Annotated in this window: 17 protein-coding genes; 11 read left to right on the forward strand and 6 right to left on the reverse strand. The window is 36.7% G+C overall.

The features are described 5' to 3' along the window. Positions 1-9 precede the first annotated feature (9 nt). The gene (locus AC1DFT_RS10840) at positions 10-894 is read left to right on the forward strand and encodes a deoxyribonuclease IV (protein WP_477919215.1); all 885 of its coding nucleotides are present in this window, start codon (positions 10-12) and stop codon (positions 892-894) included. An 18-nt stretch (positions 895-912) separates the two neighbouring features. Here the strand turns inward: AC1DFT_RS10840 and AC1DFT_RS10845 are convergent, their stop codons facing one another. Next, a complete protein-coding gene (locus AC1DFT_RS10845; protein ID WP_477919216.1) occupies positions 913-1,173 on the reverse strand; it encodes a hypothetical protein in 261 nt (86 codons plus the stop codon). A gap of 105 nt (positions 1,174-1,278) precedes the next feature. Between AC1DFT_RS10845 and AC1DFT_RS10850 the strand changes: the two genes are divergently transcribed. Genes AC1DFT_RS10850 through AC1DFT_RS10860 form a run of 3 tightly spaced genes read left to right on the forward strand, consistent with a single transcriptional unit; the run spans position 1,279 to position 3,298 of the window. Then, positions 1,279-2,046, forward strand: a complete 768-nt coding sequence (locus AC1DFT_RS10850) for a metal ABC transporter ATP-binding protein (protein WP_477919217.1) — start codon at positions 1,279-1,281, stop codon at positions 2,044-2,046. Beyond that, entirely contained in the window at positions 2,043-2,891 is an 849-nt protein-coding gene (locus AC1DFT_RS10855; protein WP_477919218.1) for a metal ABC transporter permease, read from the forward strand. Before AC1DFT_RS10850 ends, AC1DFT_RS10855 begins: the two co-directional genes overlap by 4 nt. Next, the gene (locus tag AC1DFT_RS10860; protein WP_477919219.1) at positions 2,888-3,298 is read left to right on the forward strand and encodes a Fur family transcriptional regulator; all 411 of its coding nucleotides are present in this window, start codon (positions 2,888-2,890) and stop codon (positions 3,296-3,298) included. The genes AC1DFT_RS10855 and AC1DFT_RS10860 overlap by 4 nt, the downstream gene beginning before the upstream one ends. A gap of 31 nt (positions 3,299-3,329) precedes the next feature. Here the strand turns inward: AC1DFT_RS10860 and AC1DFT_RS10865 are convergent, their stop codons facing one another. The 5 genes from AC1DFT_RS10865 to AC1DFT_RS10885 form a co-directional block, all read right to left on the reverse strand. Beyond that, positions 3,330-3,650 (reverse strand): hypothetical protein, encoded by a 321-nt coding sequence (locus tag AC1DFT_RS10865; protein ID WP_477919220.1) that lies wholly within the window; start codon positions 3,648-3,650, stop codon positions 3,330-3,332. 142 nt (positions 3,651-3,792) lie between these two features. Then, the gene (locus AC1DFT_RS10870) at positions 3,793-4,374 is read right to left on the reverse strand and encodes a 5' nucleotidase, NT5C type (protein WP_477919221.1); all 582 of its coding nucleotides are present in this window, start codon (positions 4,372-4,374) and stop codon (positions 3,793-3,795) included. Positions 4,375-4,386: 12 nt separating this feature from the next. Beyond that, positions 4,387-5,505 carry a flavodoxin-dependent (E)-4-hydroxy-3-methylbut-2-enyl-diphosphate synthase gene (ispG, locus tag AC1DFT_RS10875; protein WP_477919222.1) on the reverse strand — a complete coding sequence of 373 codons (1,119 nt, stop codon included), beginning with the start codon at positions 5,503-5,505 and terminating at the stop codon, positions 4,387-4,389. 89 nt (positions 5,506-5,594) lie between these two features. Continuing rightward, positions 5,595-5,927, reverse strand: a complete 333-nt coding sequence (locus AC1DFT_RS10880) for a hypothetical protein (protein WP_477919223.1) — start codon at positions 5,925-5,927, stop codon at positions 5,595-5,597. Positions 5,928-5,975: 48 nt separating this feature from the next. Continuing rightward, entirely contained in the window at positions 5,976-6,476 is a 501-nt protein-coding gene (locus AC1DFT_RS10885; RefSeq protein ID WP_477919224.1) for a DUF1189 family protein, read from the reverse strand. A 177-nt stretch (positions 6,477-6,653) separates the two neighbouring features. Between AC1DFT_RS10885 and AC1DFT_RS10890 the strand changes: the two genes are divergently transcribed. The 7 genes from AC1DFT_RS10890 to pstA all read left to right on the forward strand — a co-directional run bounded on the left by AC1DFT_RS10890 (position 6,654) and on the right by pstA (position 15,372). Further along, positions 6,654-8,285: a Na/Pi cotransporter family protein gene (locus AC1DFT_RS10890; RefSeq protein ID WP_477919225.1), complete on the forward strand. Its 1,632-nt coding sequence runs from the start codon at positions 6,654-6,656 to the stop codon at positions 8,283-8,285. After that, a complete protein-coding gene (locus tag AC1DFT_RS10895; protein ID WP_477919342.1) occupies positions 8,285-8,764 on the forward strand; it encodes a DUF456 domain-containing protein in 480 nt (159 codons plus the stop codon). The genes AC1DFT_RS10890 and AC1DFT_RS10895 overlap by 1 nt, the downstream gene beginning before the upstream one ends. Positions 8,765-8,879: 115 nt before the next feature. Beyond that, positions 8,880-9,488 carry a superoxide dismutase gene (locus AC1DFT_RS10900; RefSeq protein WP_477919343.1) on the forward strand — a complete coding sequence of 203 codons (609 nt, stop codon included), beginning with the start codon at positions 8,880-8,882 and terminating at the stop codon, positions 9,486-9,488. Positions 9,489-10,047: 559 nt separating this feature from the next. Continuing rightward, positions 10,048-12,282 (forward strand): peptidoglycan D,D-transpeptidase FtsI family protein, encoded by a 2,235-nt coding sequence (locus AC1DFT_RS10905; protein WP_477919226.1) that lies wholly within the window; start codon positions 10,048-10,050, stop codon positions 12,280-12,282. A gap of 181 nt (positions 12,283-12,463) precedes the next feature. Beyond that, the gene (locus tag AC1DFT_RS10910) at positions 12,464-13,459 is read left to right on the forward strand and encodes a PstS family phosphate ABC transporter substrate-binding protein (protein WP_477919227.1); all 996 of its coding nucleotides are present in this window, start codon (positions 12,464-12,466) and stop codon (positions 13,457-13,459) included. A gap of 85 nt (positions 13,460-13,544) precedes the next feature. After that, complete coding sequence (pstC, locus tag AC1DFT_RS10915; RefSeq protein ID WP_477919228.1) at positions 13,545-14,492, forward strand: phosphate ABC transporter permease subunit PstC; 948 nt, start codon at positions 13,545-13,547, stop codon at positions 14,490-14,492. Position 14,493: 1 nt separating this feature from the next. After that, the gene (pstA, locus tag AC1DFT_RS10920; RefSeq protein WP_477919229.1) at positions 14,494-15,372 is read left to right on the forward strand and encodes a phosphate ABC transporter permease PstA; all 879 of its coding nucleotides are present in this window, start codon (positions 14,494-14,496) and stop codon (positions 15,370-15,372) included. Positions 15,373-15,386: the final 14 nt, after the last annotated feature.

Consider the following 15,386-nt stretch of genomic DNA (forward strand, 5'->3'; position numbering starts at 1 on the left):
GACATACCAATGCTTTTAGGTTCACATGTTTCGATGAGTGGAAAAGAAATGCTGCTTGCATCAAGCAAAGAAGCAGCATCGTACGGTGCAAATACATTTATGATTTACACTGGCGCACCTCAAAATACACGTAGAAAACCAATAGAAGAATTGAATATTGAAGCCGGATTACAACATATGAAAGAAAACGGAATATCCAATATTGTTGTACATGCTCCGTATATTATTAACCTAGGAAATACGACAAAACCAGAGACTTTTGCTTTAGGAGTCGATTTCTTACAAAAAGAAATAGAACGTACTGCAGCTATTGGTGCCACTCAAATAGTATTGCATCCAGGTGCGCATGTCGGCGCTGGTGCAGATGCTGGAATAGCCAAGATTGCGGAAGGGTTAAATGAAGTCTTATCCCAAGACTTCCCAGTCCAAATCGCACTGGAGACGATGGCAGGTAAAGGGACGGAATGTGGTCGTACATTTGAAGAGCTTGCACAAATTATAGAAGGTGTGACGAATAACCATCGCCTATCGATTTGTCTAGATACCTGTCATATTCACGATGCTGGCTACGATATCGTAAATGATTTTGACGATGTACTAAACCAGTTCGATAAAACGATTGGGCTTGATCGTTTAAAAGTATTGCATATTAACGATAGTAAAAACGTTCGTGGTGCAGCAAAAGACCGACATGAAAATATTGGTTTTGGAGAAATTGGATTCGATGCTTTACTGCATGTAGTTCATCATCCACAATTATTAGAAATTCCCAAAATCCTAGAAACACCTTTTGTTGGAGTAGATGCGAAAACAAAACAAGCTCCTTATAAAGTGGAAATTGAAATGCTTCGTTCCAAATCATTTATACCAGACGCAATTGACGCGTTACGATAATACATTTAGTACCCTCTTCTAGCGAAAAGAAGAGGGTGCTTTTTCAATTATCTCTTTATATAAAGCGGTAGCACGTTTTTCACCAAGCAACCCAATAAGTTTATGTTGTACTGGGAGTGGTACCCCTAGCACAATCCAAGATAACGAAATTTCTTGCAATAAAGGATGTACTCCATCTAATTCTTTATCAGATAGCTTTATATCAAATCCTTTTAAAATTGTTTTAAACTCCTTTTTAGAGCAGCTTTGTAGCTGAGCGATGAACTTCGCTATATCCATCTAAACTTCCTTTCAAGTTTTATTTATTTACACCAAACAAATTTTCCTCTATACTTGAATATTGTAAATCGTAACGATTATGAATTAGAATAGAGGAAATGATACATGGCCACAGCATTAATACAATTAGACAATATATCCTATCAATATGAACAAACAAAAGCATTAACCGATATAAACTTAACAATAGAAGAAGGGGACTTTTTGGCGATTATTGGTCCAAATGGATCTGGAAAGTCCACTTTATTAAAAATTATTCTTGGATTATTAAAGCCAACAAATGGGAAAGTCCTTCTACTAGGACAGCCGGTTCATCAATTTAAAGAAAAAGAACAGATCGGATATGTTTCCCAAAAGTCCAATGCTTTTAATACGGGTTTTCCTGCAACAGTAGCGGAGGTAGTACGAAGTGGATTAGTGAAAAAAATTGGTTTATTTCACCGCTTTCCAAAAAATGTTCATCTAGAAGTTCGACAAGCACTAAAATCTGTAGGAATGGAAAAATTCGCACACCGCAATATTGGAGAACTTTCTGGTGGTCAGCAGCAACGTGTATTTATCGCTAGAGCATTAATAAGTAATCCAAAGGTATTGATACTCGATGAGCCGACGGTAGGTGTAGATAGTAAAAATGTTCGTTCGTTTTATCTTATGTTATCTCATTTAAATCGGGAACATAATATCACAATTGTTTTAGTAACGCATGATGTGGACGCGGTTTCGAAAAGTATAAGTCATGTAGCCTGCCTAAATCGGACGATTCACTTTCACGGATTTAAAAATGATATGGATACCATGAGCGATGAACAGCTTGAGGCTTGGTATGGGCATGCAGTTCGTAAAGTGGATCATCGAAGTGAGGTGCAACAATGATAGAGTCGATTTTTCGTTATGAGTTTTTACAAAACGCCTTTGCATCTGGCTTGATCATCGGAGTAATCGCACCACTTCTGGGCGTGTTTATCGTTGTACGAAGGTTGTCTTTAATCGCAGATGCACTCAGTCATGTGACGCTAGCAGGTATAGCAGGTAGCTTGTACTTAAGTCAATCCATTAGTGCCTTAGGGCTTTTGAATCCATTATATTTAGGAATTGCTGCTTCTGTTACAGGATCTTTGTTTATCGAACGTCTTCGCAGATTGTATAAGCATTATGAAGAGCTGGCAATTCCGATCATAATGTCAGCTGGTCTTGGCTTTGGGGCAATTTTCATTTCACTTGCAGAAGGCTTTAGTTCTGATTTATTTAGTTACTTATTTGGATCTGTTTCAGCAGTAAGTAGGCAAGATTTATGGATTGTAGTAATTATTGCATTGATTGTTGTATTATTTCTGAGCTTCTTTTTTAAAGAATTATTTGTTTTGTCTTTCGACGAAGAATATGCAAAAGCATCGGGACTTCCTGCCAAATGGATTCATGTGTTGTTTATGGTAGTCACGGCATTAGTTATTGCGGGCTCGATGCGTATAGTTGGTATATTGCTTGTTTCTTCTTTAATCACCTTGCCGGTTGCTGCAGCCATGCGTATTTCTAAAAGTTTTAAACAAGCGATTTTTTTCTCTATCGTTTTTGGTGAATTGGCGGTTATTGTAGGATTAGCAAGCGCATTTTATCTGGATTTAGCTCCAGGAGGGACGATTGTGGTCGTTTCTATTATTATCTTACTTCTGACGATATTTTCGAAAAAGTGGACGAAGAAGGGAGTTCTCACGCAATGAATATTGAAAAAGCATGGGACATTCTGAAAAAAGAAGGATTTAAAAAAACGGACAAGCGCGAACAAATTTTAGAGATTTTTTCGCAAACGGAAAAATATATTACGGCAAGAGATATTTTAGATGTAATGATGGCGGAGCATCCCGGGATGAGTTACGATACGATTTATCGTAACTTAAGTACCTTTGTGGAATTAGGTATTTTAGAAGAAACAGAACTTACCGGAGAAAAGCATTTTAGAATGCAATGTGAAGCAGAACATCATCATCATCATTTTATCTGTATGTCTTGTGGGAATATTAAAGAGATTCATTATTGCCCGATGGAGACGCTGCAAAATGCGATTCCCGGATATGAAATTGAAAATCATAAATTTGAAATTTACGGTAATTGTCCGGAATGTCATTAAAAAAACCTCCACCAGAATTTTGGTGGAGGTTTTATTGGTCATGTATTTGTTGTAACTTAAATATATCCAATTCATTTTTCGATGTTTTTTGATAGGTAAATGTTACTTCATCTTTAATGTCCTTCAATTCGTCTTTTAAAGAAGATAGGTCGCCGTGTATTTTGTGGACTTCCATTGTAAGGTTTTCTAGTTTTGCATCCGTTTCTTCTTGTCGATTGAAAATTGCCTTCGTTAATTGCGTATTTTCTTCTAATTGAGACTTTATCGTTGCTTGTTCGTTCTTAATACCAGTTACTTCATTCTTAATACCTGTGAGTTCAGTTAAAATTTGTTGTAATAGTTTTTCACTCACCTAATTTCATCTCCTTTCTTTAGTTAGTTGGATTTGCTTCTTAAAAAGATTATAACATCTGCTTTGCTATTAATCATGTAATTTGTCGAAATAGAATGGATGAAAAAAGACCTCGTCTATTATGGACAAGGTCTTTTGAAAATTATCTATTTAAGGAAAGCGCAAATTCCTTTTCAATCCAGTTATTTGCTTCAATCCAATTATTGACGCGAATGACTCCAGTTGGAGCTGGTTGTTGATTGTATGGTGTGTTAAATAATAACACGGGAATATCCAATTCCTCATGTATTTCAACCGCATTATCATGTTTGTCTTCGAAAAATACGTGGACGCCATGTTTTCTAGCGGTTTCAATTTTTTTATGTGTACCGATTAATTCAATATGATCGTACAGCAACTCTTGCTCTTTAAACCAGTTGAGCGTAACATCCATCACGTTTTCCCCGCGTGCAGAGATGAAAAATAATTCATATTTTTCTTTCCAGGCAGATAATACTGCATGGGCATCTGGCTGAATAGGGGAGGTTGCATAAATCGTTGCTTCTGATTTTTTAAACCACTCATAAAACTCCAGTTCACTAACAGGAAAAGCTTTAGTTAAGTCATATTCTTTAATATCACTTAATTGTAAATTACATTTAAATGCTTCATTAATATGTGGAAGCAAAGAAGTTGGGCATGTTACTGTCCCGTCTATATCGATTCCGAATCGAATATTCGTCATTTTCCAGACCCCTTATGCTTTTTGTATTTCTTGTTTTTGTTCGAGTTCTTGCTGTGCAAAATATTCTGCTGCAATTTTATCGATTTCAATTTTCAGTTCGTCGACCATTGTTTCTTCTGGTACTTTTCGTACTGTTTTTCCTTTACGGAATAGAAGACCTTCTCCGCGTGCTCCTGCAATTCCGATATCCGCCTCACGTGCTTCACCGGGACCGTTAACTGCACAGCCTAACACTGCAACTTTAATCGGTGCTTTAATATGAGAGATATATTCTTCTACCTCGTTTGCAATCGAAATCAAATCGATTTCAATACGTCCGCATGTTGGACATGAGATTAAAGTTGCTGCATTAGAAGATAAGCCGAATACTTTTAATAATTCTCTAGCGACTTTAATTTCTTCCACAGGATCCGCACTTAAGGATACACGAAGCGTGTTCCCAATCCCCATAGAAAGTAATGTGCCAAGACCTGCTGCACTTTTAATCGAACCAGCAAAAAGTGTACCTGATTCTGTAATACCTAAATGTAATGGGTAGTCAAATGCTTGTGAAGCTTTTCGGTATGCCTCAACCGCTAAGTTAACGTCTGAAGCTTTCATCGACACGATAATATCGTGAAAATCTAAGTCTTCTAGTATTTTAATATGGTGCAATGCACTTTCCACCATACCATCTGCGGTAGGGTAACCATATTTCTCTAAAATTTTCTTCTCTAGAGAACCAGCATTTACACCAATACGAATTGGAATACCTTTTGCTTTTGCAGCGTTTACAACTGCTTCTACTTTTTCTTTACGTCCGATATTTCCTGGGTTAATACGAATTTTATCTGCACCTTGCTCAATTGCAATAAGCGCTAGTTTATAGTCAAAATGAATATCCACAACTAGTGGAATATTAATTCGTTTTTTAATTTCCCCGATTGAATTTGCAGCGCGTTCATCTGGACAAGCAACACGGACGATTTGACAACCAGCTTCCTCTAATCGCAAAATTTCTGCAACTGTTGCTTCCACATCATGTGTTTTTGTTGTCGTCATACTTTGGATAAAAAGTTCGTCACTGCCACCTATTGTTAAGTTTCCAACTCGAACTGGACGAGTTTTGGAACGATGAATTATTTCACTCATGTAATTCTCTCCTTCTCGAGGCTTTATGCCATCACTACGATCATTTTATCAGTCTTTAGAAGGTATTGACAAGGAAGAAACCTCTATTTCTAATTTTTACATTGTGCGGGTGTTGTATAAAATGGCAAAAGTACATGTTCACCTGCGATAAGGCTTTGATTGATCAGATGTGGATTCAATGTATAAAAATCATTTAATCGCTCTGTAAAAGTAATAGACTCTTCTGCAGGATACAAAGAAAATAAGGAGTAAATGGTGTCACCACCAACAATTTCGACTGAAATATAATCGAGTTTTTCTACACATTCTTCCATTGTTGGCTCAGTTGGATAATAAGCAAGTGGGATTGTACCTTCGAATAGATCTACTTTCACTATATAGAACGAGATTAAGAGTAAGATAGTTGCAAAGAATATTTTCATATAAAAACCCCCTTGTCCTACTTTATGCATGGCAAAAGGGGTGTATGACTATCTTTTAATGGGATAATATTTAGTTGCCAGTACCATATACACAAATGTGATTATGTATATTGCTAACTGGATATAGCTACCTGTCCACTGTAGCAATGTTGCCAAAATAGATAGTAGCATCGGAACTGTACTAGCGAAAAGAGTTGTTCGCCATATATGACGATATTCTCCTTTTCGTTTTCTTAAATAGAGAATACCGACGCCGATGTAAGCTAGTATACTTATTTGTACAAAGATTAATAATGTATTAAATACAAATAAAAATACAAAGGCAAAAGGATAAAGTAGCCATTGGATTTTAGAAAAGTATTCTAGTAATCCTTCCATGCTAGTTTGTTGATCAGATATTCCACTGGTGAAAAAAACAAAAGAAATAGTAGTCAAAATAAAAATATAGCTAAATATATATTGCATTACTTTTCCTATCGGAATAAGTCGAAACGCCGCGATTTTTTTCGGGCTATGCAGACTAGCTTTGAAAATTTGATATAAATTCACAAACGTCACCCTTTCCCTTTAATTTTAGCATCTTTCCTATTGGAAGGAGACAAAAATGAAAGCTAATTGTAAAGAAATTATTATTATGTATACTTTAGCTTTATATTTCCTTTATACTTTATACGTAATGAGTTCAAAAAAATGCGAAATTTGTCGAAACGGGAGTTGAATTACTACATGGAGCTGAATTGGCAAGAGATGCTCTTTGAGTTTTTTGGTGGATTAGGGATATTCTTATTTGCCATTAAGTTTATGGGTGACGGTTTACAAAAAGCCGCTGGAAATAAATTACGCGATTTATTGGACCGGTATATTACCAATCCATTATCAGGGGTTGTTGTAGGTATACTTTTCACTTTATTAATCCAATCAAGTAGCGGTACGATTGTCATTATTATAGGACTAGTTAGCGCAGGGTTTATGACGCTAAGGCAATCTATTGGTGTCATTATGGGTGCTAATATCGGGACAACAATCAAAGCATTTGTCATTGGTTTTGATATTGGTGACTACGCACTTCCTATTATGGCAATTGGTGCTTTTTTAATTTTCTTATTTAAAAAGAAATCCATGCAAAATATTGGTGAGATCATCTTTGGTTTTGGTGGTCTATTTTTAGGGTTGGAATTAATGACGAGTGGGATGAGCCCCCTTCAGCACTTATCTTCTTTTACGGACTTCACTTTAGCAATGAGTGAACACTCTCTATTAGGCGTTATCGCTGGTGCAGTTATGACGATGCTTATCCAAAGTTCTAGTGCGTCAGTAGCATTTTTACAAGGGTTCTATTCGGAGGGGTTAATTTCGCTACATGGTGCATTGCCCATTTTATTTGGTGATAATATAGGTACAACTATCACTGCAGTTCTTGCTTCTATTGGAGCATCGGTAAGTGCAAAGAGAACTGCTGCTGCCCATGTTCTGTTTAATGTAGTTGGAGCAATTGTATTTCTTATTTTCTTAACACCTTTTACATTGTATATAGAGTGGATAGCCGGCGTACTTTCATTAGAAAATAAAATGCAAATTGCATTTGCGCATGGCACATTTAATGTAGCGAATGTCATTCTGCAGTTTCCATTAATAGGTGCTTGGATTTACCTATTAGTCAAAGTGTTGCCTGGGGAAGACGTGAATTCAAAGTATAAACCCAAACATTTAGAGGAAGATTTCATCGAAGAAGCCCCATCGATTGCTATTGGACAAGCAAAAGAAGAAATATTACGAATGGGACAATTTAGTGTTCTGGGATTAGAAAAAACATTTGAATATTTAAAGAATGGACATCAACATGATGCAGAAGAAGCGTATCGATTAGAAGATGCCATTAATCATTTAGATAAGAAAATAACCAATTATTTAGTGAAAATATCTTCCCAGCCGCTCTCAAGTCAAGATTCCACTCGGCATTTTATGTTACTAGGTACAGCGCGTGATATCGAACGGATAGGTGATCATTTTGAAAATATTATCGAATTGATCGATTATCAAGGGGAACAACGTCTTTCATTAACGCCGGATGCCTTAGAGGATATTTCACAAATGTTTGAGTTGACGATTAGCACGGTGAAAAAAGCACTAGAAGCATTAGATTTAAATAATGATCAATTAGCACATGAAGTGGTAGAACAAGAACAAGTTATAGATCGAATGGAACGTCAATTCAGAAAAAACCATATAATTCGTTTAAATGAAAGATTATGTAGTGGCCACGCAGGAGTAATGTTTGTCGATATTTTAAGTAATTTAGAAAGGATAGGGGATCACTCTATGAACATCGCAGATTCCGTCTTAGGAAAACGTATATGATTGAAATTATTGGGTGGATTTTAATCGTTGCTAGTTTTGTAGTGGCTTATATTGGAACGTTTTATCCGATTATTCCATCGGTTGTTTTCATGTTGCTCGGGTATGTTTTGTATGGGCTGTTTTTTTCTTTTACAGAGTTAAGCTGGATATTTTGGGTAATTCAGGCCTTATTTATAGTTTTACTATTTAGTGCCGACATGGCTGCCAATGCTTTTGGAGTTAAAAAGTTTGGAGGTACGAAAGCTGGAGTATGGGGAAGTACAATTGGGCTTCTGTTTGGACCATTTGTTATTCCAGTCGCAGGTATTTTAATCGGACCATTCCTTGGAGCGATTTTGGCAGAGTTGATCGTAACGAGAGGAGGCTTGAAACAGGCAGTAAAATCTGGAGTAGGATCACTAATAGGTTTTCTAACATCTTCCGTAGTGAAAATTGTCATTCTAACTGCCATGCTTGTTATTTTTATCTTATTCCTCTAAATTCAGTCAAAAGTATGAGAATATATTAAGTTCTTTTCATTGAACGTTTCCTTTTAATTTGATACGCTAATATACGGAAAGAATTTTCTAAAATATTCTTTAGGAGGAAACAAACATKGCATACGAATTACCACAATTACCTTACGCGTACGACGCACTAGAACCACATATCGATAAAGAGACGATGAATATTCATCATACCAAACACCATAACACATATGTGACTAACTTAAACAACGCGGTATCAGGTAAAGCAGATTTAGAAAGCAAATCAGTAGAAGAGTTAATTGCTGACTTAGATGCTCTTCCAGAAGATATTAAAACTGCAGTTCGTAACAATGGTGGCGGACATGCTAACCACTCACTATTTTGGGAAATCCTTTCACCTAACGGCGGCGGAAATCCAACTGGTGAATTAGCAACAGCAATCGATGCTAAATTCGGTAGCTTTGATGCTTTCAAAGAAGAGTTCGCAAAAGCAGCGACAACTCGTTTCGGATCAGGTTGGGCTTGGTTATCCGTTGCTAATGGAGAATTAGAAGTTTCTTCAACAGCAAACCAAGATTCACCAATCATGGAAGGTAAAACACCATTACTAGGATTAGACGTTTGGGAGCATGCTTACTACTTAAACTACCAAAACCGTCGTCCTGACTACATCGGATCTTTCTGGAATGTAGTAAATTGGGATGAAGTATCTAAACGTTTTGAGGCTTCTAAATAATTTTGTCTTCCCGTTTTTATGTTCTTCCTTCTGTAACAAAGTTCGTACCTGCTGATATTAAGTTGGTACGCAGAGTAGGAAGAAAAGCAGGAGCAGAATAACAAAATAGCTCGAAATGGAATCAGAGAAGCGTACCGTTGGTACGCCACTCTGGTTCTTTTTTTATGCCCAAAGAAGCTGACGACACAAGTGTTTGTCGCCTTTCAAGCCTGAGAAAAAAGAAACCTGAAAAAACGCCTGAGAACCATCCCTATCCCCTTAAACCTTATTCCTACTACGTTCCAACTTAATTACATTTTAAGCCCGTTTAAAAGCCTGAAAAAGAGGCTGAAAGGGTCAAAACAGGGAAGAACTTAATATCAGAATAGAGTTAAGGAAAAAGGGTGAAAAGAGGGTGAAAGGCAGGTGGAGAAGGAATGGTGAGGAAATGGGGTAAGGGAAGAACTTAAAAACAGAAATACAAATTTCATATTAAAAAGAACCTTAGCACACACTTTTACGTCTAAAAGTGTGTGCTTTTTATGTTACAATAAAAGCTAATAATGAAGTAGGTGAACTTATGCGTAAAATTACCAATAAACGTGCACAAAGTGTGAAAGCAAAACAACGAGCTAATATTACTTTTCGTATGAATATACTTTTCTTTTCCATATTCATTCTTTTTACGATGTTAATATTACGTCTAGGCTATTTACAAATAGTAAAGGGCGAAGATTATACGAGAGCGATTGAAAGAACAGAAGAAGTCCCTGTCAATACAAGCGTACCTAGAGGTCGGATTTTTGATAGCGAAGGTCGAATTTTAGTAGACAATAAACCCCAAAAAGCAATTACGTACACGAAGATGCAGACAACAACGTCGAAAGAAATGTATGAGATAGCAAAAAGTCTAAGTTTACTTATCGAAAAGGATATTAATGCTATAACTAAAAGTGACTTACAAGATTATTGGTTATTTACACATAACGAAGAGGCCAATGATTTAGTAACTACGAAAGAACGAAATGAAGTTGAAAATGAAGAAGACTTGTCAAAAAAAGAAAAAAATGCCGCGATTAATCGGTTGATACGTAGCAAAATTACAGAAGAACAATTGAATTCATTTTCACCAGAAGAATTAGAAATAATTGCGATTTATCGAGAAATGGCTTCTGGATATGCCTTATCACCACAGATTATTAAAGGTGGAGATGTTGCAAATAAAGCACTCAAACCCGGCCAAGTTTCAGAAGAAGTAACGGTAGAAGAATTTGCACGAGTATCCGAACGTTTAGGTGATTTAAAGGGAGTCAATACAACTACAGACTGGAGAAGAGTTAAGAATTCCACATTGGCCATTTTAGGAACGACGACATTGCCAAAAGAGGGAATACCAAAAGATCGATTAGACTATTTCTTGTCACGAGACTATTCTCGGAACGATCGTGTTGGAAAAAGTTATATTGAGCAACAATATGAAGAAGTATTACAAGGACAGAAAAGTATTGTCAAAAATATAACCGATGGAAAAGGTCGCGTAATTGATGTTCAAACAGTTTATGAAGGGGAACCTGGTAAGGACCTTGTATTAACCATAGATAGCGAACTTCAAACTGAAATGGAAGCAATATTAGAAAAAAAATTAGTAGAGATGAAAAGTAATAATGCGGGTACCAAATATTTGGATAGAGCATTTTTAGTAATGCTAGATCCGTATACAGGAGAAGTTTTATCATTAGTAGGGAAGCAAATTGTAAAAGATTCAGAAACGGGAAAAACGACAGTTCGAGATTATGCCTTTGCAGCTTTTACAACAGCTTATGAAGTTGGTTCTACTATAAAACCGGGTACGGTACTTACTGGCTATCGTGAAAATGCCTTGTCCCCTGGTCAGGTATTAATAGATCAGCCCATTCGCATTAAAGGTTCTAACCCAAAAAGCTCCGTATTTAACCGATCTGGCAGAATTCCTATGAATGATTTAGAAGCGCTTGAACGTTCTTCCAACTCTTATATGTTCCAAATTGCATATGCCGTAGCAGGCCGAACTTATCAGCCAAATCAAGGGATAAATTTTGGTCCAGAAGCATTCCAGAAAATGCGCAATGGTTATGCACAATTAGGGCTTGGCGTTCCAACTGGCATTGATTTGCCTGGGGAAGTGTCAGGAATGGAGGGCGGTTTAGAAATGGGGAAATTACTCGATTTAAGTATTGGTCAGTATGATACGTATACCCCTTTACAACTTGCTCAATTTGTAGCGACGATTGCAAACGGAGGAAATCGAATTCAACCTCATGTGGTGAAGGAAATCAGAGAGCCATCTGTTGATGGGGTAGAGCTAGGGAAAATTGTGAAAGAGATGACACCGAATATATTAAATACTCTAGATAATACAAGGGCAGAAATTGAGCGGGTCCGTCAAGGGATGCAACGAGTATATTTTGGTAATAGAGGAACTGCTCGGTCTGCTTTCGGGAATGCATCGTATACTGGAGCAGGTAAAACAGGTACAGCGCAATCATTTTTTTGGGATGTGGAAAAACAGAAAAACATTCAAACTGTTAATTTAACACATGTTGGATTTGCTCCATTCGATAATCCAGAAATAGCATATGCGGTTGTCGTCCCACATGCATCTATTGAGTCTAGTTACAAAACTAATCTTACCACCCCGCTTACCAAAGAATTAGTCGACAAATATTTTGCAATTAAACAAAAAAACAATGCATTAAAAGAAAATGAGTCTACAGTGACTCCACTCATTAAAGCTCCATATACGAATGATTCGATTGATGAGGAACAAGCTGAATAATGTCTAGAAAACCGGTCATACTATTTAAATGTATAGGGTGACCGGTTTTCTCTATATTTAATCAAAATGTTGTACAGTTTACAAAAGCTTTACATTAGATTCATACCGACTCAACATGAAACCTTTAAAGTAGTTTTTGTAAGACAGAAAAGAAAAACATAATTTTAGGGGGATTTACCTGATGAAAAGCTGGAAATATTTAATGATGACGACAATGATTGGCTCAGCGCTTGCGCTTGCTGCATGTGGGGATGACTCTGACACAGAGACAACAGAAGAAACACCAACAGAAGAAACTGCTACTGATGCAGGAACAGAAACAGAAACTCCTGCAGCTGAAGAAGCAGCAATAGAAGGTTCAGTATCTGGTGATGGATCAAGTACTGTAGCTCCGATTACAGAAGCACTTGTAGAAGAATACGCTGGAGTACAAGGTAAAGTTCAAGTAACAGTTGGTGTATCAGGAACTGGTGGCGGTTTTGAAAAATTCATCGCAGGCGAAACTGATTTCTCAAACGCATCTCGTCCTATTAAAGAAGAAGAAGCTACAGCACTTGCAGATGCAGGTATTGATTTCACTGAATTCCAGGTTGCTAATGATGGTTTAACAGTTGTAGTAAGTAAAGATAACGACTGGGTAGAAGATATGACTGTAGAAGATCTTAAAAAGTTATGGATTGAAGATGGAACTACTAGAAAATGGTCTGATATTAACCCAGAATGGCCAGCAGAAGAAGTAGTATTCTATTCTCCAGGTACAGATTCAGGAACTTACGATTACTTTGATGAAGTAATTCTTGATGGTGAAGATCTTGTTAAATCTGCAACTCTTTCTGAAGATGATAACGTATTAGTACAAGGTGTACAAGCTGACAAAAATGCAATTGCATTCTTTGGATATGCATACTACTTAGCTAACCAAGATACTTTAAAAGCTGTAAAAATTGGTGGAGTAGAACCTAACAATGAAACAATCGAATCTGGGGAATATTCTCCATTATCACGTCCATTATTCGTTTATGCTAAAAACAGTGCACTTGCTGAAAACCCAGCATTTTACGATTTCATGAAATACACACTTGAAAATGCAGGCGACATGGCGGATGCTGTTGGATATGTACGCCTTCCAGCTGACAAGTATGAAGAAGGTCTATCTACTTTAGAAGGTTTAAAATAAGTTTGAAAAAGGTAAACCGAGTGTAAGTGAATGAGTAGCATAACTGCTACTCATTTCTTACGTTTTGGTAAAAGGGGGATTCACCATGGCTCGAAAACAAGTATCTGATCAACCATCAGTACAAGAGCTAATTGCAAAATCAAGCAGTAAGAAGCAAAAACAAATAGTTGAAAAATTAGTGCCATATGTTTTATTGATCATTGCTTCTATTTCTATATTAACGACAATTGGAATAGTTGGAACTTTAATTGTTGAAACTTTTATTTTCTTTAAGGAAATTCCTATATTTAGCTTTTTATTCGGTACAGAATGGTATCCATTTGCGAATAAAGAACCTGCGTTTGGAATTCTACCATTGATCGCTGGAACATTAAAAGTAACGATTATAGCAGTGATAGTAGCAGTACCTTTTGGTATTGGTTCCGCTATATTCTTAAGTGAATATGCGTCTGATACGACTAGAAGAATTATTAAACCGATTTTAGAAGTATTAGCTGGAATCCCAACAATTGTTTATGGTTTCTTTGCATTAACATTTGTAACGCCATTATTGCAACAATTTATTCCAGATCTAAAAATATTCAATGCATTAAGTCCAGGTATTGTTGTTGGAATAATGATTTTACCAATGATTGCATCATTATCCGAGGATGCGATGTCTTCTGTACCAAATTCAATTCGTGAAGGTGCACTAGCAATGGGGTCTACTAAATTGGAAGTAGCACTTAAGGTTGTAGTACCGGCAGCACTATCCGGAATTATTGCTTCGGTTGTACTTGCCATTTCACGAGCAATTGGCGAAACGATGATTGTTTCACTTGCTGGAGGGTCAACGCCAAAATTTGACATGGATGTAASAGGATCGATTCAAACGATGACTGCCTATATTGTACAAGTTTCTTCTGGAGACGCGGGCTATGGAACAACTATTTACTACTCAATTTACTCAGTTGGTTTCACATTGTTCTTATTTACACTGATAATGAACTTAATTGCTCACGCTATTTCGAAAAAATATCGGGAGGAATATTAATATGAAATATATAGATCATGAATCCGTTGTAAAAAGAATGATGAATCGCCTCACAATTAATAAAGTTTTTAAAGCAATCTTCTTTTTTGCGACATTATTCGCGTTAATCGCGTTAGCAATTTTGTTTTATCGAATTATTACACAAGGTGTCGGTTATTTAACACCAGAGTTTTTCCAAAACTTCGGCTCTCGTTTTCCTGCAAAAGCAGGTATAAAAGCAGCACTAGTTGGGTCTATTTGGTTAATGTTCGTAGTAGCACCAGTATCCATTATTTTGGGTGTTGGTACTGCCATTTACTTAGAAGAATATGCAAAAAAAAATAAATTGAGTGATTTCATTCGAATGAACATCTCGAACTTGGCCGGAGTACCGTCGGTAGTATTCGGGTTACTTGGTTTAACAATATTTGTTCGTGCGTTGGCTTTAGGGAACAGTGTTTTAGCCGCAGGATTTACTATGAGTTTGTTAATACTTCCTGTCATTATCGTTGCATCTCAAGAAGCAATTCGTGCAGTGCCAAATGATGTCAGAGAAGCTTCCTATGGAATGGGTGCTACAAAATGGCAAACAGTAGTGAAAATTGTATTGCCGTCTGCTATTCCTGGGATTTTAACAGGTGCTATTTTGGCTTTATCAAGAGCAGTAGGTGAAACAGCGCCACTTATCGTAATAGGAATTCCTGTAATTATTCAGTTCCTACCGACAGGACTACTAAGTCAATTTACAGCATTACCGATGCAAATTTACGATTGGGCAAAACGTCCGCAGCAGGATTTTCAATTTGTAGCTGCCGCTGGAATTCTTGTTTTAATGATTTTCTTGTTAATCATGAACTCAATCGCTATATTTATTCGTAACAAATTCTCAAAAAGGTATTAACATTATTAGGAGGA

The organism is Psychrobacillus sp. 05T411 (assembly GCF_056396485.1).

Excerpts from the sequence above, each read along its gene's own strand:
- AC1DFT_RS10840 (WP_477919215.1), top strand. The coding sequence starts at position 10 with ATGCTTTTAGGTTCACATGTTTCGATGAGTGGAAAAGAAATGCTGCTT.
- AC1DFT_RS10845 (WP_477919216.1), bottom strand. The coding sequence starts at position 1,173 with ATGGATATAGCGAAGTTCATCGCTCAGCTACAAAGCTGCTCTAAAAAG.
- AC1DFT_RS10850 (WP_477919217.1), top strand. The coding sequence starts at position 1,279 with ATGGCCACAGCATTAATACAATTAGACAATATATCCTATCAATATGAA.
- AC1DFT_RS10855 (WP_477919218.1), top strand. The coding sequence starts at position 2,043 with ATGATAGAGTCGATTTTTCGTTATGAGTTTTTACAAAACGCCTTTGCA.
- AC1DFT_RS10860 (WP_477919219.1), top strand. The coding sequence starts at position 2,888 with ATGAATATTGAAAAAGCATGGGACATTCTGAAAAAAGAAGGATTTAAA.
- AC1DFT_RS10870 (WP_477919221.1), bottom strand. The coding sequence starts at position 4,374 with ATGACGAATATTCGATTCGGAATCGATATAGACGGGACAGTAACATGC.
- ispG (WP_477919222.1), bottom strand. The coding sequence starts at position 5,505 with ATGAGTGAAATAATTCATCGTTCCAAAACTCGTCCAGTTCGAGTTGGA.
- AC1DFT_RS10880 (WP_477919223.1), bottom strand. The coding sequence starts at position 5,927 with ATGAAAATATTCTTTGCAACTATCTTACTCTTAATCTCGTTCTATATA.
- AC1DFT_RS10890 (WP_477919225.1), top strand. The coding sequence starts at position 6,654 with ATGGAGCTGAATTGGCAAGAGATGCTCTTTGAGTTTTTTGGTGGATTA.
- AC1DFT_RS10905 (WP_477919226.1), top strand. The coding sequence starts at position 10,048 with ATGCGTAAAATTACCAATAAACGTGCACAAAGTGTGAAAGCAAAACAA.
- AC1DFT_RS10910 (WP_477919227.1), top strand. The coding sequence starts at position 12,464 with ATGAAAAGCTGGAAATATTTAATGATGACGACAATGATTGGCTCAGCG.
- pstA (WP_477919229.1), top strand. The coding sequence starts at position 14,494 with ATGAAATATATAGATCATGAATCCGTTGTAAAAAGAATGATGAATCGC.